Genomic DNA, 16385 nt, shown 5'->3' with positions numbered 1-16385 from the left:
CCATGATTGATCGTCGTTCATTTATTAAAAGTGCGGGTGCACTTTCCGTTGCTGCGGCTACCCATTCACTGTGGCTGGGCAATGCCTTTGCTGCGGAGGCAGAAAAACCGAAAAAAGGCGGCCATCTGGTCGTCGGCGTGGACAATGCCTCCAGCACCGACCGTCTGGATCCGGCATTCTGGTTCGAAACTTACATGTATTTCGTCGGTTCGCAGATGTTTAACAATCTGGTGGAAATCGACGAAAACGCCAGACTGGCACCGTCACTGGCTGAAGCCTGGGCCTCAACCGATGGCAGCAAAACCTGGGTGCTGAAAATCCGTCAGGGCGTGCAGTTCCATGATGGCCGTTCGCTGGGCGCGAAAGATGTGGTGTATTCCCTCAATCATCACCGGGGTGAGAAATCCACCTCGCCGGTGAAAGGTTATCTGGACACCGTCAGTTCGATTGAAGCTACCGGCGACCATGAGGTCACTGTTAAGCTCACCGCACCGGACGTCGAATTCGTCTGGCTGCTGAGCGCCGTGCATTTCGCCATTACTGCTGAAAATGAAAACTTTGATAAAGGCATCGGCACCGGCGCATTTATCCTTGAAAAATTCCAGCCGGGTGTGTCCGCGCTGACCAAACGTAATCCGAACTACTGGAACAGCGAACGCGGGCATGTCGATTCTGTCGAAACGCTGGCGATGAACGATTCAACAGCCCGTGTGGCCGCACTGGTCAGTGGTTCGGCACAGCTGATTAACCGCGTGAATCCGCGCATTGTCAGCCGCATCGAACGTATGCCGAACCTGAAACTGGTACGGGCGAAAGACAGCATGATTTACACCTTCCCCGGGCTGTCAAATCTGGCGCCGTTCGATAATGTTGATGGCCGTCTGGCGCTCAAATACGCCATCGATCGTCAGAAAATTATCGACACCGTGCTCGGCGGTTACGCCAGCGTGGCGAACGACAACCCGATTTTCCCGTCGAACCGATACTTTGCGAAAGATATTCCGCAGCGTCCGTACGACCCAGAAAAAGCGCAGTTCCACTGGAAGAAATCCGGTTTCAGCGGCCCTCTGACGCTGAATGTCGCCGATGCCGGTTTCCCCGGCGCGGTCGATGCCGGTCAGCTTTATCAGCAATCCGCCGCCAAAGCGGGCATTAACCTGAATGTGGTGCGCGTGCCGGACGATGCGTTCTGGAATGATATCTGGCAGAAAAAAGCCTTTGTGTCGTCGAACTGGGCGAACCGTCCGACCGCCGACGCGCTGCTCTCTCTGGTGTTCACCAGTCAGTCTTCATGGAATGAATCGGCGTGGCACGTACCGGCTTTCGATGCGATGGTCAAAGCCGCACGCGGTGAACCGGACGAAGCGCGCCGCAGGCAGATTTACCATGACATTCAGGTGATGCTGGTTGATCAGGGAAGCGAGATCATCCCGCTGTACGCCGATGCGCTCGACGGTTGTTCCGCCAAAATTAAAGGGTTTACATCCGTTCCGGGAATGCCGCTCAGTGGTAACCGTGCGGCAGAGAAAGTCTGGATTGAAGGCTGAACCGGGTAAAAATATGTCTGACTTATCTGCACAACAGAAAGTGACACAGCGGCCTGCGGGCCGTTTTTCGCAACACCGCTCCGGCTTGCTGAGCATGGTACTGGTGCGGCTGTTCTATGGCGTGCTGGTGGTGCTGGCCGTTTCCGTGCTGATTTTTGCCGGTGTACAACTGCTGCCGGGCAATGCGGCGACGGCGATCCTCGGTCAGAGCGCCACGCCCGATGCTATCCGCGAACTGAATTTTCAACTGGGGCTGGATAAACCGGCGGTAAGCCGTTATCTGAGCTGGCTGGCGGGTGTGCTGCACGGCGATTTCGGCACCAGTTTTTCGAGTCGCGAAGCCATCAGCGGTCCGTTGTTTACCCGCCTGGGGAATACACTGTTTCTGGCCGGATGTACCGCCGCGATTGCGGTTCCGCTGGCGCTGCTGATCGGGTTTATTTCTGTGCGTTATCAGGGCAGTATCATTGATACACTGCTCAACGTCATCACCCGCGCCACGGTGGCCCTGCCGGAATTTTTCTCCGGTTATTTGCTGATTCTGATATTTGCCATCACGCTGGCGTGGGCACCGAGCAACAGCAGTATCACTGCGGATATGCCGCTGGCGGCCAAACTCTCCGCCATTTCCCTGCCATGCGCCACACTGGTACTGGCGATCCTCGGCCATATGAGCAACATGACCCGCGCTGCGCTGATAGCCGCGCAAAGTTCGGCGTATGTGGATACCGCGTTGCTCAAAGGGCTGTCACCGTCGCGCATTTTATGGCGTCACGTATTGCCCAATGCGGTGGGGCCGATCATCAATGTCGTGGCGATCAATCTGGCCTATCTGATGGTCGGTGTGGTGATTGTCGAGAACGTATTTGTTTATCCGGGACTCGGGCAGTACATGGTCGACAGCATCAGCAAACGCGATATTCCGGTGATGCAGGATTGCGCGTTGCTGCTGGCAGGTATTTATATCCTGCTGAATTTGCTGGCGGATGTGATGGCGCTGGTCGCCAATCCGCGTTTACGCCATAACCGCTGAATCTTAGGAATTGCTGTAATGCCTGCATTAAAACCTGCTTCGATACTGGGCCTGCTGGTGCTAAGCCTGTTTATCCTTATCGCCATTTTTGCCCCGTGGCTGGCCCCGCACACGCCGGATCAGACGATCGGCATGTCGTGGGATTTACCGGGGCCCGGTTCCATTCTGGGCACCGATAATCTCGGCCGTGATCTGCTTTCCCGCCTGATCTGGGGCACACGGGTTTCCCTTGGTGTGACCGCACTGGCGGCACTGGTGGCGTTTATCGTCGGTTGTACGTTCGGGTTTATTGCCGGACTGCGCGGCGGCTGGCTGGATCAGGTGATTTCCCGCTGCAACGATATTGTGATGGCTATTCCGACGCTGATCCTGGCGCTGATCGTGCTGGCTGTTTTGCCGAAAACCATTCTGGTGCTGACGCTGGTGCTTGGCCTGCTGGAATCAACCCGTGTGCTGCGCGTGGCCCGATCCCTTGCAGTGGATATCGGCGTAATGGAATTTGTTGATGTGGCGCGGTTGCGCGGTGAAAGTCTCGGCTGGATCCTCCTGCATGTGATTTTACCCAATGCGCTCCAGACGCTGATCGCCGAATTCGGCCTGCGTTTTATTTTTATTCTGCTGTTTCTCTCTGCGCTGTCATTCCTCGGGCTGGGTATTCAGCCTCCGACCGCTGACTGGGGCGGACTGGCGCGCGATAACAAAGACGGCATTTTGTTTGGCGTCTGGGCGGCACTGGTGCCGGGGGGCGCAATCGCGGTACTGGCGCTGGCAGTCAACGCCGTGGCGGACTGGCTGATAAGCGGTGAGCGTCGTGTGTGGGGGAAAAAAGCATGAATGAGCACGTACTGTGTATCGAAAACCTGTGCGTGGTGTCGCAGGGTAAAAATTCGCGCACGCTGGTGGATGATGTCTCTTTCACTGTGAAGCGCGGCGAAGTGCTGGGTCTGATCGGCGAATCGGGCGCAGGCAAATCCACCATCGGACTGGCTATTCTCGGGCATTGCCGGCAGGGGATGCGCATCCGGTCCGGCAAAATTGCGTTCAGCGGACAGGAACTGACTTCGCTTTCTGAGCGCCAGTTGCGTCAGGTGCGCGGCAGAAAGATTGCTTATGTCGCGCAGTCTGCCGGAGCGGCGTTTAATCCGGTGATCACCCTCGGCGAGCAGGTCATTGAGGCGGCGCTGAAACACAATGTGTATCCCCGCCGTCAGGCGCAGGCCAAAGCCATTGCTCTGTTTGAACAGCTTGGTCTGCCGGATCCACAGGCGTTTTATCAGCGTTATCCGCATCAGGTTTCCGGCGGTCAGTTACAGCGCGCGATGATTGCCATGGCGCTGTGCGCCGGGCCTGAGTTGTTGATTTTCGATGAGCCGACCACCGCACTGGATGTCACCACCCAGCTCGGCGTGCTGAAAGCTATCAGTGATGTGATCCGCTTTTCCGGCGTCGCGGCGATTTACATCAGCCATGATCTGGCGGTGGTGGCGCAGATAAGCGATCACATTATGGTGTTGCAGCACGGTAAAACAGTTGAACAGGCGGGAACGGCACAATTGCTGAGCCAGCCACAACAGGTTTACACCCGCCGTTTGCTGCATGCGCAGGGTGGGAACAAAACGCCGCAAACGGGTCATGCACCAGCAGCGCTGGATATCAGTAACATCAGTGCTCGCTATCATGCACAGCCGGTACTGCAAGATGTTTCGCTGAGTTTGCCGCGCGGGCGCACGCTGGCGGTGATCGGTGAATCCGGTTCGGGGAAATCGACGCTCGGTAAAGTGATTTGCGGGCTGCTTACCCAGGAAAGCGGAGAAGTCAGTCTGAATCAGCAAGTATTGCCCGCCAGTTTGCACCAGCGCAGCCGCGTTCAGTTGCGCGATGTACAACTGATCCATCAGATCCCCGACACGGCGCTGAATCCGAAAGAGCGCATTGGCAGTCAGATTTCCCGTGCACTGGCCTGCTTTACAAGCCTGAACCGCAGCCAGCGCGAGGCCAGGGTGAGTGAACTGCTGGCGCAGGTCGGATTACATGCCGAACTGGCAGCGCGTTTTCCTGCCGCACTTTCCGGCGGGCAAAAACAGCGCGTGTGTATTGCGCGGGCGCTGGCAGCGGAGCCAAAAGTTATCGTTTGCGATGAACCAACCTCGGCGCTCGACCCGTTAGTTGCCCGCGATGTGCTGGCATTACTGCGCCAGATCCAGCAGGACACCGCCATTTCTTACCTGTTTATTACCCACGATTTGCAGGTAGTGCGCGAAATCGCCGATGAAGTCGCGGTGCTCAGACAGGGTGTGATTGTGCGTCAGGGACCGGTCACCTCCGCACTGGCCGAACCGCTGGATGATTACACCCGCGAGTTGCTGCGATCCGTGCCTGAAATGCGGGTTGGCTGGCTTGAGGAAATGTTTGCCTGATAATGCTCCTCTCCTGCACAGGGGAGGAGCAGAACCATTTATCCCTCTTTACACTTCCCAATATTCACATCACTAAAGATTCCCTTATTTATACCGATAACCTTTAAGAATTAATTAGATTATTAGAAAGTAGTTCCGCTATGTAATCAATATTTTGAATTATTTTTCATTGTATTAATTTTTAATGGCCAGGAAATAAGGGAAATAAAATGTGTAAACTGATCAACAGTATGCGTGTCGGCGCCCGTTTAGGGACAGCATTCGGCCTTATCATTTTGCTTTTAGTGATTGTCAGCGCTATCGCCATTACCAAAATAAGCAACATCAATAGCAGTATTGACCAAATAGTCAGTGACCGTTACGTCAAAGTCCGGCTGGCATTTGACGTCCGCGACGGCGTAAATGACCAGATTAAATATCTGCGCGGCATCGTCATTGATACTAAAAATCCTGAGCAGAATAAGAAGCGTTATGTCCAGCTGGATGACACGGTTAAACAAACCAATGTCGCAATGGACAAAATCGCCGCTATTCAGACGACCATGACCGGCAAGCAAAAAATCAAAGCGTTGCAGGAGGCGGGGCAAACATTCGAAACCGCCAAAGAGCAACTGATTGCCTTAGCCAGTGCCGGTGATATGGAAGGGGCGACCGAGTTTGTTCTGCGTAAACTGACCATTTCGCAAAATGCGTATCTGGACCTGGCGACCGCGTTTGCTAACTCTCAGGATCAGCAATTACAGGCCGAAGGTAAAACAGCGCTGGCCGATGGTGCCACCGCCATTCAGCTGACGCTGATTTTCTCTGCGCTGGCCATTTTAATGGCAGCCGCGCTGGGTTATTTCCTGACCCGCTCAATCACCCGTCCGCTGCATACTGCCGTGAAAGTGGCAGAAAACGTAGCGGCCGGCGATCTGACCACGCAAATCCAGGTAACTTCGCAGGATGAAACCGGGCAGCTCATGCAGGGGCTGAAAAACATGAATGAAAATCTGCTGAGGATCGTGACCGAAGTGCGTGCAGGCACGAATGCCATCACCAGCGCATCCGGTGAAATTGCTGCCGGAAACCTGGATTTGTCTTCCCGTACCGAGCAGCAAGCCAGTTCACTGGAAGAAACCGCATCCGCTATGGAACAGATGACAGCCACGGTGAAACAGAATGCCGATAATGCGCGTCAGGCCAATCAGCTGGCGGCGCAGGCTTCCCGCGTGGCGGTGCAGGGCGGTGTAGTGGTCGGTGAAGTCGTGAACACGATGGAAGGTATCAATATCTCCTCGCGCAAAATCGTCGATATCATTGCAGTGATTGACGGTATTGCTTTCCAGACTAACATTCTGGCGTTGAACGCTGCTGTTGAAGCGGCGCGTGCCGGTGAGCAGGGGCGTGGTTTTGCCGTGGTGGCTTCCGAAGTGCGCAATCTGGCGCAACGCTCTGCCAGTGCTGCCAAAGAGATCAAAGTGCTGATCGATGATTCTGTGGCGAAGGTGGATAACGGCACGCAGCTGGTCGCCAAAGCCGGTGCCACCATGGCGGAAGTGGTGTCCAGCGTAAAAAATGTGACAGACATCGTCGGCGAAATTGCCATTGCCAGTAACGAACAAAGCACCGGGATTGAAGAGATTAACAAAGCCATCAACCAGATGGATGAAGTGACTCAGCAGAACGCCGCGTTAGTTCAGGAAGCCTCTTCGGCGGCGCATTCGCTCAACGAGCAGGCTGAGCGTTTGTCGCAGGCCATCAGCATTTTCAAAGTCAGCGCGGGTTCGGCGACAGCTGCGGTGCGCAAAGCCTCTCAGACGAAAACACCGGCGTTTCTGTCAAACCGACAGACGATCCCCGGCGTTGAGGAAGGAAACTGGGAAACGTTTTAAGCGTGATATCACGGCTTTTTTCTGCTCAAAACCCGACATTCGTGTCGGGTTTTTTACTTTCTGCCCCTGCTTTTGCCATAATCCCTTCGCCAATATAAAGGAGAAGGCTTTGATGATGAAAAATACCCTGCGTAAAACCGTCCTGATGGCGGCGGCTGTGGTGCCAATGCTCGCATTCAGCGCGGCATCCTGGGCGCAAACGGCTACAAAAATGACGTCAGTGCAGCAGCAGCTTGCCGCGCTGGAAAAAGACAGCGGTGGCCGTCTTGGCGTGATGCTGATTAATACCGAAGACAACTCCCAGATTGCTTACCGTGCCGATGAACGTTTTGCGATGTGCAGCACCAGTAAGTTCATGGCCGCGTCAGCCATTCTTAAACAAAGTGAAACGCAAACGGAACTGCTGAACCGGCACGTCAGCATCAAAAAATCTGATCTGGTAAATTACAACCCGATCGCCGAAAAGCACCTCGGTACGGGGATGACGATCGGCGAACTGGCTGCCGCCGCCTTGCAGTACAGCGATAATACCGCCATGAATAAACTGATCGGGCAGCTTGGCGGGCCGCAGAAAGTCACGGAATATGCCCGCACGCTCGGCGATAAAACGTTCCGTCTGGACCGCACCGAACCGACACTGAACACCGCCATTCCGGGCGATGACCGCGACACCACATCACCGCGAGCGATGGCGCTGAGTCTGCAACACGTCGCGCTGGGCAGCGCACTGGCTGAACCGCAACGTGCGCAACTGGTGGAATGGATGAAAGGCAACACCACCGGCGCGATGAGTATCCGCGCGGGGCTGCCTGCGACCTGGGTGGTTGGCGATAAAACTGGCAGCGGCGATTACGGGACAACGAATGATATTGCGGTGATCTGGCCGGAAAATAAGGCTCCGCTGATCCTGATTACCTATTTTACGCAGCCGGAGAAAAATGCGAAATCCCGTCGCGATGTGCTGGCTTCCGCAGCAAAAATTGTTACGCAGGGGTATTGATGACGTAAGCATCAGACGGCGGAAGGGGACTTTCGCCGTTTTCAGACTTTTAAGACACTTCCTCTTTCTGCCTGCCGCCCTGCTTTATACTCTTTCCCTGTAATCGGATGTTTTTATAAGAATTTTAAACACTTTTGGAAAGGGAGTTTATCCATGGCAGGTTCTTTATCCCGTTTGATCCGTATCACCTGTACTTCTGCATTACTTTTCAGTTTTACCGCCGTTGCAGACCAACAAGGCAGACAACAACTGCAAGATCAATTCGCTGAGAAAAACCGGCAGCAGCATGAACAGATGTTACAGTCTGAGCGTCAATGGCGCGAGGACAGCCAGAAGTCTGCCAATGAATATCATGAGCAGATACAGCGACAGATCAAAGAGCAGGAAGACACCACAACCCGTATTCAGAACGAAGCCATCGCTACCCATGAGAAACGCGACGCTGAAGCCCGCGAGGCGGCAAGACAAAAACGTGAGCAGGCAGGCGATCCTGAGCGCAACTGAGCCTGACGGCTCAGGGACGGTTTAACGCCCGTTTTTCCCGTTAGTCACCTTGACCAGACATTTTCTTCTGACACGTCGTTTTTAAGAATCCCATAATCCTGAAATCATGAGATTTTGGGATTATCCATTGTCGCCAACGTTCCATGAGGGTGTCGCGCTGGATAAGCTTTACCATAATGTTTGACTTAATAATCTGAATAATGAGGTAAAGATCAGGGCGTATTGTTTATATACGCGTGAAACCTAATTCAGTATTATTTTTGTAATAACCGGACTCTATGCCGCTGTAATATATTTCAAAATTTATATCTGGCGGCTATTCAGCCATTTACTCCCTGATGCTTTAATGTCATCACTCATATCACCCCCTGCGCGCTATAATTAAACAACTTTCCTGAAAGACTGTTCACGCGTCGCTATCTGTGCAGCGACATCATGTTAAGCGGGTCTGCCGGTGCAACACCACTGCCCGATTTTAAGGCTGTCCTGTCGCGTGTTTACGGGGGGTTTAGCAAGCCGGAGGGGCTTTTTAGTGCTTTATTAATGACCGTGTAACTCAGTTAAGTCAGCATGATCGTTCATTAAATCAGCAACATATTGATTCATATAGGAAAGAATAAACAAATCTATACAAAATAAATTATTGAGGTGGGGGCAAAAAAGCCATATATTGGCCGCGTTTTTCACACGCTGGTAATTTTTTTAATCAAATTTATTCAATTGTGGCGTTCTAATAACCCACGGTTGTAGGAGAGATATGATGACGGATAAAGTCCGTATTGACAGTTTAGGTGCGAATTCATTAAACGGAAACAATGAAACCTATTTGGCGAGACAAGCTGAATTTGAATCGAATGTTCGGAGCTATCCACGTAAATTGCCTCTGGCAATTGCGAAGGCCAATGGCGTTTGGATCACTGATGTTGAGAATAATCAATATCTTGATTGCCTGGCTGGCGCGGGTACGCTTGCTCTTGGACATAATCATCCGGACGTGCTGCAAAGCATCCAAAATGTCATTACCAGCGGCTTGCCGTTACATACACTGGATCTGACAACCCCGTTGAAAGATCAGTTCTCTGAATATCTGCTTTCTTTATTGCCACAACAGGGCAAAGCGTATTGCCTGCAGTTCACCGGTCCTTCAGGCGCGGACGCGGTTGAAGCTGCCATGAAACTGGCTAAAAAAGTCACCGGCCGTAGCGGCATTATCAGTTTCTCGGGTGGCTACCACGGTATGACTCATGCCACGCTGGCAGTGACCGGTAACCTGTCTCCGAAAGAAGCGGTTAACGGCATGATGCCGGAAGTGCAATTTATGCCTTATCCGCATCAGTACCGCTGCCCGCTGGGTATTGGCGGTGACGCTGGCGTTAAAGCCTTAACCTATTACTTCGAAAACCTGATCAACGACGTTGAGAGCGGCGTTCGCAAACCTGCGGCTGTCATTCTGGAAGCGGTTCAGGGTGAAGGCGGCGTGAACCCGGCTCCGGCTGAGTGGTTGCAGCGCATCCGTAAAGTGACTCAGGAACACGGCATTCTGCTGATCCTCGACGAAGTTCAGGCCGGTTTCTGCCGTACCGGTAAACAGTTTGCGTTCGAACACGCGGGCATTGAGCCGGACATCATTGTGATGTCTAAAGCGGTCGGCGGCGGTCTGCCACTGGCCGTGCTGGGTATCAGGAAAGAGTTCGATGCCTGGGCACCGGGTCACCACACTGGCACCTTCCGCGGTAACCAGTTGGCGATGGCCACCGGCCTGACCACGCTGAAAATTCTTAAAGAACAGGACATTGCCGGGAAAGTGGCTGCACAGGGCGAGTGGCTGAAAGGCAAACTGGCTGACATGCAGAAACGTTATCCGGTGATAGGTCACGTACGCGGTCTGGGCCTGATGATTGGTATCGAAATCGTCAAACCAAACGAAGCGCAGGATCACATGGGTTGCTACCCGGCTGACGGCGAATTGTCTGCATTGTTGCAGAAAAAATGTTTCGAAGCTGGTCTGATCCTCGAACGCGGCGGCCGTAATGGTTGCGTGCTGCGCCTGTTGCCTTCCCTGCTGATCACTAACGATGAGCTGGGTATTTTCCTCGACAAGTTTGAGCAGGCGCTGTTAGCGGCTGGCGTCAAACCTGCCTGAGCGGAGTAAGAGATCCTGATGTCCGAGTTAAACCCGATTCTGGCAGGCTCAGCGCAAAGCACTGAAGCCTACCAGCAAGCCATTGCACAGAGCAGTGAAGCGGTTGTGCAGTGGCTGCAACAACCTGAAATGTATCAGGGCAAAACCGTTGCTGAGCTGCGTGAACGTATCAAGCTGGACTTCAATCCAAACGGTCTGGGTAACCAGGCCGCGATTGAACGTGCGATTGAGTATTTTTTGAAAGACAGTTTGTCTGTGCATCATCCGCAATGTGTTGCGCATCTGCATTGCCCGAGCCTGGTGGTCAGCCAGGCTGCGGAAGTGCTGATCAACGCCACCAACCAGAGCATGGACTCCTGGGATCAAAGCCCGTCAGCGACCATCATTGAGATGAAGCTGATCGAATGGCTGCGTACGCAGGTGGGCTACCAGGCTGGCGACGCAGGCGTGTTCACCAGCGGCGGTACTCAGAGCAATCTGATGGGCCTGATGCTGGCACGTGACGCCTTCTTTGCACGTCAGGGGCATTCCATTCAGCAGGATGGCCTGGTGGGCAATCTGCGTAAAATTAAAGTGTTATGTTCTGAAAACGCGCATTTCTCCGTGCAGAAGAACATGGCATTGCTCGGTCTGGGCTATCAGTGCGTTACGCTGGTGAAAACCGATGAGTTTGCCCGTATGGATCTCAACGATTTGCGCGAAAAAGTGGCACAGGCACAAGCTAATGGCGATCAGATCCTGGCCATTGTGGCAACCGCCGGGACCACTGACGCTGGTGCTATCGACCCGCTGCGTGCTATTGCCGAACTGGCGGCAGCGCATCAGATTTGGGTGCATGTGGATGCGGCATGGGGCGGTGCGTTATTGCTGTCCGAAAAATACCGCGACTATCTGGACGGCATCGAGTTGGTGGATTCCATCACGCTGGACTTCCACAAGCAGTTCTTCCAGACCATCAGTTGTGGTGCATTCCTGCTTAAAGAAGAGCGTCATTATGAGCTGATGCGATATCAGGCGGCTTACCTGAATTCTGAATTTGACGAAGCAGCTGGTGTACCGAATCTGGTATCCAAATCTCTGCAAACCACGCGTCGCTTCGATGCGCTGAAACTGTGGATGGGGCTCGAAGCATTAGGGCAGAAGCAGTACGCTGCGATCATCGATCACGGTGTGTCACTGGCGCAGGAAGTCGCCCAATACGTGACGTCTGAAGCTGCGCTGGAACTGGTGATGAAGCCACAGCTGGCGAGCGTTCTGTTCCGTTACCGTCCGCAGACACTTGCGGGCAGCAGCGATGCGGCAATCGCATTGCTGAACCAGAAAATCGGGGATGCGTTGCTGGAATCCGGCCGTGCGAACGTGGGGGTAACCGAGCATAACGGCATCACCTGCCTGAAACTGACTTTGCTGAACCCGACGGTCACGCTGGAAGATGTGAAAGTGCTGCTGGCGCTGGTTGAGAAAACCGCACAGGACATACTGAACGCATAAGGTTCATTTTGCGTTAACCCGCAGCAAAAACCGGTGATATGAAAGTGTCACCGGTTTTTTTACGTCTGACAGATGTCTGAACTAAGATAATTCTTAATGCGGAATGACAGGCAAAAAAGAACCCACCGCATGGGTGGGCTATTTAAGGGTATGGTGCTTATGGTCTGCTGTTCTTTCGTCAGCTGATCTAAGAGTAATCCCAGACCCGCCTGTAATTCAAGTCATCGTCAAAAAAGAGCCACAAAGAGCACATATTTCTGGAAGTCAGAACGCTTTTTAGCCTCATCCTATGCATCCTACAGCACCTGCGTTATCCGTTTCGGGCACCGATTATCAGCGCGGTAACCAATGCAATTGAAACGAACGACATATAACCAATCACTAAAGCTCTTTTCATAATAAGCACCTCAGTTGAACGTTTTTTCAGGACATCGGACTCACGCCAGAAATCATAGTAAACCGGACCGAATATAATATAAATACCGATAACGTAAGACATCAGCAAAGTTTTTCCTTTACCGTCACCCCCGGTTTTTGCCGAACTTTCCTATTCCTGGTTCTATGCTGACCCGTTTTCTATACTGAAGGTTTGTGATTAATTCCGGGAGGGAAGATGAAGTTTTTATCACATTTCGATTTTATCGCGCTGGTGATTACACCGGTGTTCTGGACCGGCGTCGCGACGATGTGCGTGGTCACGCTTGTTACGTACTGGCTGCTGAGCTGGCTGGTGTCATTCTTGCGCAAAGGCATAAAACGCTGGGGTGAGGTCAATGCGGCCAGCCACCGTATCCGTTTTATTCTGGGCGAGATCCTCAACCGGACGAGTAATTTACTGCTTTTCGTTGCTGCTTTTTTGTTCAGCCTGCGGTTTGTTAATCTGCCCGATAATCTCTACAACACCATCAGTCATGCATGGTTCCTGGTGCTGGCGTTCCAGATGGCATTGTGGTTGGATCAGGCCGTTGTCTCGTGGTTACGTCATATTATGCGTCAGCCCGGGATGAACAAAAACCCGGTAACGCTGGTGATCACCGGGCTGATTTTCCGCGCGGTAGTGTGGTCAGTGATGTTGCTGTCGATATTAGCGAATGTGGGCGTGAATATTACCGCGCTTGTCGCCAGCCTGGGCGTGGGCGGTATCGCTATCGCGTTGGCGATCCAGACCATTCTCAGTGATGTATTCGCTTCCTTATCTATCGGTTTTGATAAGCCTTTCGAAATTGGTGATTTTGTCGTTTTTAATGATGTTGCCGGTACTGTCGAACATATCGGTCTTAAAACGACGCGGATACGCAGCCTGAGCGGGGAACAGATCGTTTGCGGCAATGCTATTCTGCTCCAGCAAACGCTGCATAATTACAAACGCATGCAAACCCGGCGTATTGTTTTCAATTTTGGCATCGCGATTAATACGCCGCCGGAAAAGCTGCGCATTATCGGTGATCTGGTAAAGGAAATTATTATCGATATCGGCGAAACCAAGTTTGACCGCGCGCATTTGCTTGGTTTTGGTACCGATCGTCTGAATATCGAAGTGGTCCATATCGTCAATACTGCCGATTATAATAAATACATGGATATCCAGCAGGAAATTAACATCCGCATTATTGAAAAGCTGATCGAGCAGGGGATCGAAATGGCATTGCCGAATATGATTGTCAGAACGCAAGCTGAACCTGAAAACGGCAGACTGGACGTCACCCGTGAAGAAAAACGGGCATGATCAGCGGGAACACCGGGTTACTGCGAACGCACCTCATTACGCGGTGCCTTATTCTTTATAAGGGATAATCGATATTTTCCCGTTGTTTTCTAAGATGGCGAATTTAATCTCGTTGAGGTTAACTATCCCTTCCTGCTGGCGAGCCACTACCAGGATTTCATCTTCGGAAAGGGAGCATTTACGCAGTCGCTGATCGAGGACTTTGCCATTCTCGATGAGGATAATAGGAGAGCCATTAAGCCATAAATCAAGTTTAGGAATTTTGTTTTCCAGAATTCCTAAACCTTTATCGATGAAAATCAGTGTTCCGATAGTGATCATCGCGCCCGTAATGGAGAAGTCTTCCCCAAGCAAGGCCTGTTGGGTAGCCTCACTGATAATCAGCACCAGTATAAAATCAAAAATAGTCATTTCGAGCAGTGTCTTGCGTCCTGAAATTTTAAAAATAATAAACAGGAAAACATACATAATGGCTGCTCTTAGGACATTTTCCATTTTAACCCCCTAAGGAAAAACAATCTGTTTGAAGATAAAAGGCGAGTTATTATTTGCCGTTACAGAGAGCGTATAGATCCCAAATTCCCTTGGTTTAAGTGTGAGTTGCACGCTACCTGTATTCGCAACGCCGGGGTTGTTCGGGTAGATGATCATCGTGCCGGGGCTACGGTGTATCGCGGCACTTTCGGGGCTGACGTTAATAATGTCATATTCATTCACGAATTTTCCACTGAGGGTAATATGATCGCTTTTCTCTTGCTTAACGGGATAGGCAATAATCAGCGGTGACTCGGTGTCGCTGCGCAGGTATTTTTCATAAGTGATTTGTGTCGAGGTCGGATCGTTTTGGTAGAGTGAATCGCTCAGCCAGCCCTGAGAAAACCCTCCCAGCAAGGCATAAAGAATAAACAAACCCAGCAGAAAAAAACCAATGCGCTCAAGCCGCCACGCGGTTTTGATCCATTTAATGTTTTCTTCTACTGGCGTGGTCCTTTGTTCAAACTGATGTTGATCATCTTTGTCCATGTCGCTTTTCTCTGGTGAAGAGGTTGCGTTAAATTAGTGTGTCTGTTCCCGTGGTTTTGTCATACGTGACGACATGTCGAAGATCATCGTGTCAGGTAGAAAGCCGGCAATCCTCTGCCATATTGCCCTGTTTGCATCCTGAAACTTTCGCAGGGGGAACACTTCTTTGATTAGCTTAGTCTTGATGATGTAAATAAGTCAAAATTAGGATTATTCTCAATACCTGAGTATTAACCTTTAATTTCAATATTAAAATTCCTGTGCTTAAACCTGCATATTTCCAGGTGAGAAATATAGTGTATTTTTGACACTCTATAAGGGTGGGCTAGACTGAATACTCTCAGTGATCATTATTTACTATTCTCTTAACCGGTCTGAATAAGACCTGAAAGGAAAATTAATCATGAGAGCATTGACTTATCACGGCCCGTACAAGGTCAGTGTTGATAACATGCCTGACCCGGTACTTCAGGCCAGCGATGATATCATCCTGAGAGTGACGGCAACGGCAATATGTGGTTCTGACCTGCATCTCTACCACGGGAAAATACCGGGCACCCACCATGGCGATATATTTGGTCATGAATTTATGGGTGAAGTGGTGGAAGCCGGAGCGGATGTTACTGCCGTCGCTAAAGGTGACCGCGTCGTTATTCCTTTTGTTATTGCCTGCGGAGAATGTTTTTTCTGCAAACTCAACCAGTATGCCGCCTGTGAAACCACTAACCCCAACAAAGGTGCGGCGCTTAACCCCAAAAACATCACCCCCCCGGCGGCGCTGTTTGGCTATAGCGACCTGTACGGCGGAATTCCGGGCGGGCAGGCTGAATATGTGCGGGTGCCAAAAGCGAATGCCGGGCCTTTTAAAGTCCCGGACGGATTAGCCGATGAAAAGGTGCTGTTTTTATCAGATATATTACCCACTGCCTGGCAGGCGGTTAAAAATGCCGGACTGATGCCCGGTTCGAGTGTGGCGATTTTCGGTGCGGGGCCGGTGGGGTTGTTAAGCGCAGCCTGCGCCCGGCTGGCGGGCGCTGAACAGATATTCATGATTGACCATCACCCCTACAGGCTGGCGTTTGCTCAGGAGCGGTATGGAGTGATCCCGATTAATTTCGATGAAAATGACGATGCGGCAGCCTGGATTATTGAGCACACTGCCGGACACCGCGGCGTTGATGCGGTAATCGATGCCGTTGGTTTTGAAGCCAAAGGCAGCCTTACCGAAACCATTTTGAGCAATCTGAAGATTGAAGGCAGCAGCGGGAAAGCGTTACGCCAGTGCATTGCTGCGGTACGCCGCGGCGGGATAGTCAGCGTACCGGGTGTCTACGCGGGCTTTATTCACGGTTTTTTATTTGGCGATGCTTTTGATAAAGGGCTGACCTTTAAAATGGGGCAGACGCATGTTCATGCCTATCTTCCTGATCTGCTGATGTTAATTGAATCCGGACAACTGAAACCGGAAGAAATCGTGACGCATCATATGCCGCTGGAAGATGCCGCGAAAGGTTATAACATCTTCGAAAAACGGCAGGAAGATTGCCGGAAAATCATTCTGTTACCCGGCACGCCTTCCCGCGCATCCGTCGCATAGACCTGTCGGTAACGTGAAGTTCCACCTCCG

The 16385-nt window shown here is 51.9% G+C and carries 14 protein-coding genes; 11 read left to right on the top strand and 3 right to left on the bottom strand.

Annotated features, from left to right (window positions below; translation table 11 throughout):
- Nucleotides 1-5: 5 nt before the first annotated feature.
- From ETV65_RS15345 to ETV65_RS15305, 9 genes are all read left to right on the top strand, one after another.
- Nucleotides 6-1547: an ABC transporter substrate-binding protein gene (locus ETV65_RS15345; protein ID WP_205951596.1), complete on the top strand. Its 1542-nt coding sequence runs from the start codon at nt 6-8 to the stop codon at nt 1545-1547.
- Between the two features lie 94 nt (nt 1548-1641).
- A complete protein-coding gene (locus ETV65_RS15340; protein WP_129953752.1) occupies nt 1642-2580 on the top strand; it encodes an ABC transporter permease in 939 nt (312 codons plus the stop codon).
- A gap of 18 nt (nt 2581-2598) precedes the next feature.
- Nucleotides 2599-3414: an ABC transporter permease gene (locus tag ETV65_RS15335; protein ID WP_129953675.1), complete on the top strand. Its 816-nt coding sequence runs from the start codon at nt 2599-2601 to the stop codon at nt 3412-3414.
- Complete coding sequence (locus tag ETV65_RS15330; RefSeq protein WP_129953674.1) at nt 3411-4997, top strand: ABC transporter ATP-binding protein; 1587 nt, start codon at nt 3411-3413, stop codon at nt 4995-4997. Before ETV65_RS15335 ends, ETV65_RS15330 begins: the two co-directional genes overlap by 4 nt.
- Nucleotides 4998-5206: 209 nt before the next feature.
- Nucleotides 5207-6871, top strand: coding sequence for a methyl-accepting chemotaxis protein (locus ETV65_RS15325; protein ID WP_129953673.1), 1665 nt, complete (start codon nt 5207-5209; stop codon nt 6869-6871).
- 112 nt (nt 6872-6983) lie between these two features.
- Entirely contained in the window at nt 6984-7871 is an 888-nt protein-coding gene (gene blaRAHN / locus ETV65_RS15320) for an RAHN family extended-spectrum class A beta-lactamase (RefSeq protein ID WP_129953672.1), read from the top strand.
- A gap of 153 nt (nt 7872-8024) precedes the next feature.
- Nucleotides 8025-8375 carry a hypothetical protein gene (locus ETV65_RS15315; protein ID WP_129953671.1) on the top strand — a complete coding sequence of 117 codons (351 nt, stop codon included), beginning with the start codon at nt 8025-8027 and terminating at the stop codon, nt 8373-8375.
- A gap of 757 nt (nt 8376-9132) precedes the next feature.
- Nucleotides 9133-10518 carry a diaminobutyrate--2-oxoglutarate transaminase gene (locus tag ETV65_RS15310; RefSeq protein ID WP_129953670.1) on the top strand — a complete coding sequence of 462 codons (1386 nt, stop codon included), beginning with the start codon at nt 9133-9135 and terminating at the stop codon, nt 10516-10518.
- A gap of 18 nt (nt 10519-10536) precedes the next feature.
- Entirely contained in the window at nt 10537-12009 is a 1473-nt protein-coding gene (locus ETV65_RS15305) for an aspartate aminotransferase family protein (protein WP_129953669.1), read from the top strand.
- 310 nt (nt 12010-12319) lie between these two features.
- Here the strand turns inward: ETV65_RS15305 and ETV65_RS15300 are convergent, their stop codons facing one another.
- Nucleotides 12320-12508 (bottom strand): hypothetical protein, encoded by a 189-nt coding sequence (locus ETV65_RS15300; RefSeq protein WP_129953668.1) that lies wholly within the window; start codon nt 12506-12508, stop codon nt 12320-12322.
- 114 nt (nt 12509-12622) lie between these two features.
- Between ETV65_RS15300 and ETV65_RS15295 the strand changes: the two genes are divergently transcribed.
- Entirely contained in the window at nt 12623-13735 is a 1113-nt protein-coding gene (locus ETV65_RS15295; protein WP_129953667.1) for a mechanosensitive ion channel family protein, read from the top strand.
- Nucleotides 13736-13783: 48 nt separating this feature from the next.
- Here ETV65_RS15295 and ETV65_RS15290 read toward each other — a convergent pair whose 3' ends face one another.
- Nucleotides 13784-14230 carry a YetF domain-containing protein gene (locus ETV65_RS15290; protein ID WP_129953666.1) on the bottom strand — a complete coding sequence of 149 codons (447 nt, stop codon included), beginning with the start codon at nt 14228-14230 and terminating at the stop codon, nt 13784-13786.
- Nucleotides 14231-14239: 9 nt separating this feature from the next.
- Nucleotides 14240-14758 carry a hypothetical protein gene (locus ETV65_RS15285; protein WP_129953665.1) on the bottom strand — a complete coding sequence of 173 codons (519 nt, stop codon included), beginning with the start codon at nt 14756-14758 and terminating at the stop codon, nt 14240-14242.
- 403 nt (nt 14759-15161) lie between these two features.
- Between ETV65_RS15285 and ETV65_RS15280 the strand changes: the two genes are divergently transcribed.
- Entirely contained in the window at nt 15162-16355 is a 1194-nt protein-coding gene (locus tag ETV65_RS15280) for a zinc-dependent alcohol dehydrogenase (RefSeq protein ID WP_129953664.1), read from the top strand.
- The last annotated feature ends 30 nt before the right edge of the window (nt 16356-16385 follow it).

This window comes from Rahnella sp. RFA10(1/100) (assembly GCF_004195115.1).
Classification (GTDB): Bacteria; Pseudomonadota; Gammaproteobacteria; order Enterobacterales; family Enterobacteriaceae; genus Rahnella; species Rahnella perminowiae.
Note: the sequence above shows the minus strand (reverse complement) of the source record. Positions and strands in the feature narration are given on the sequence as shown.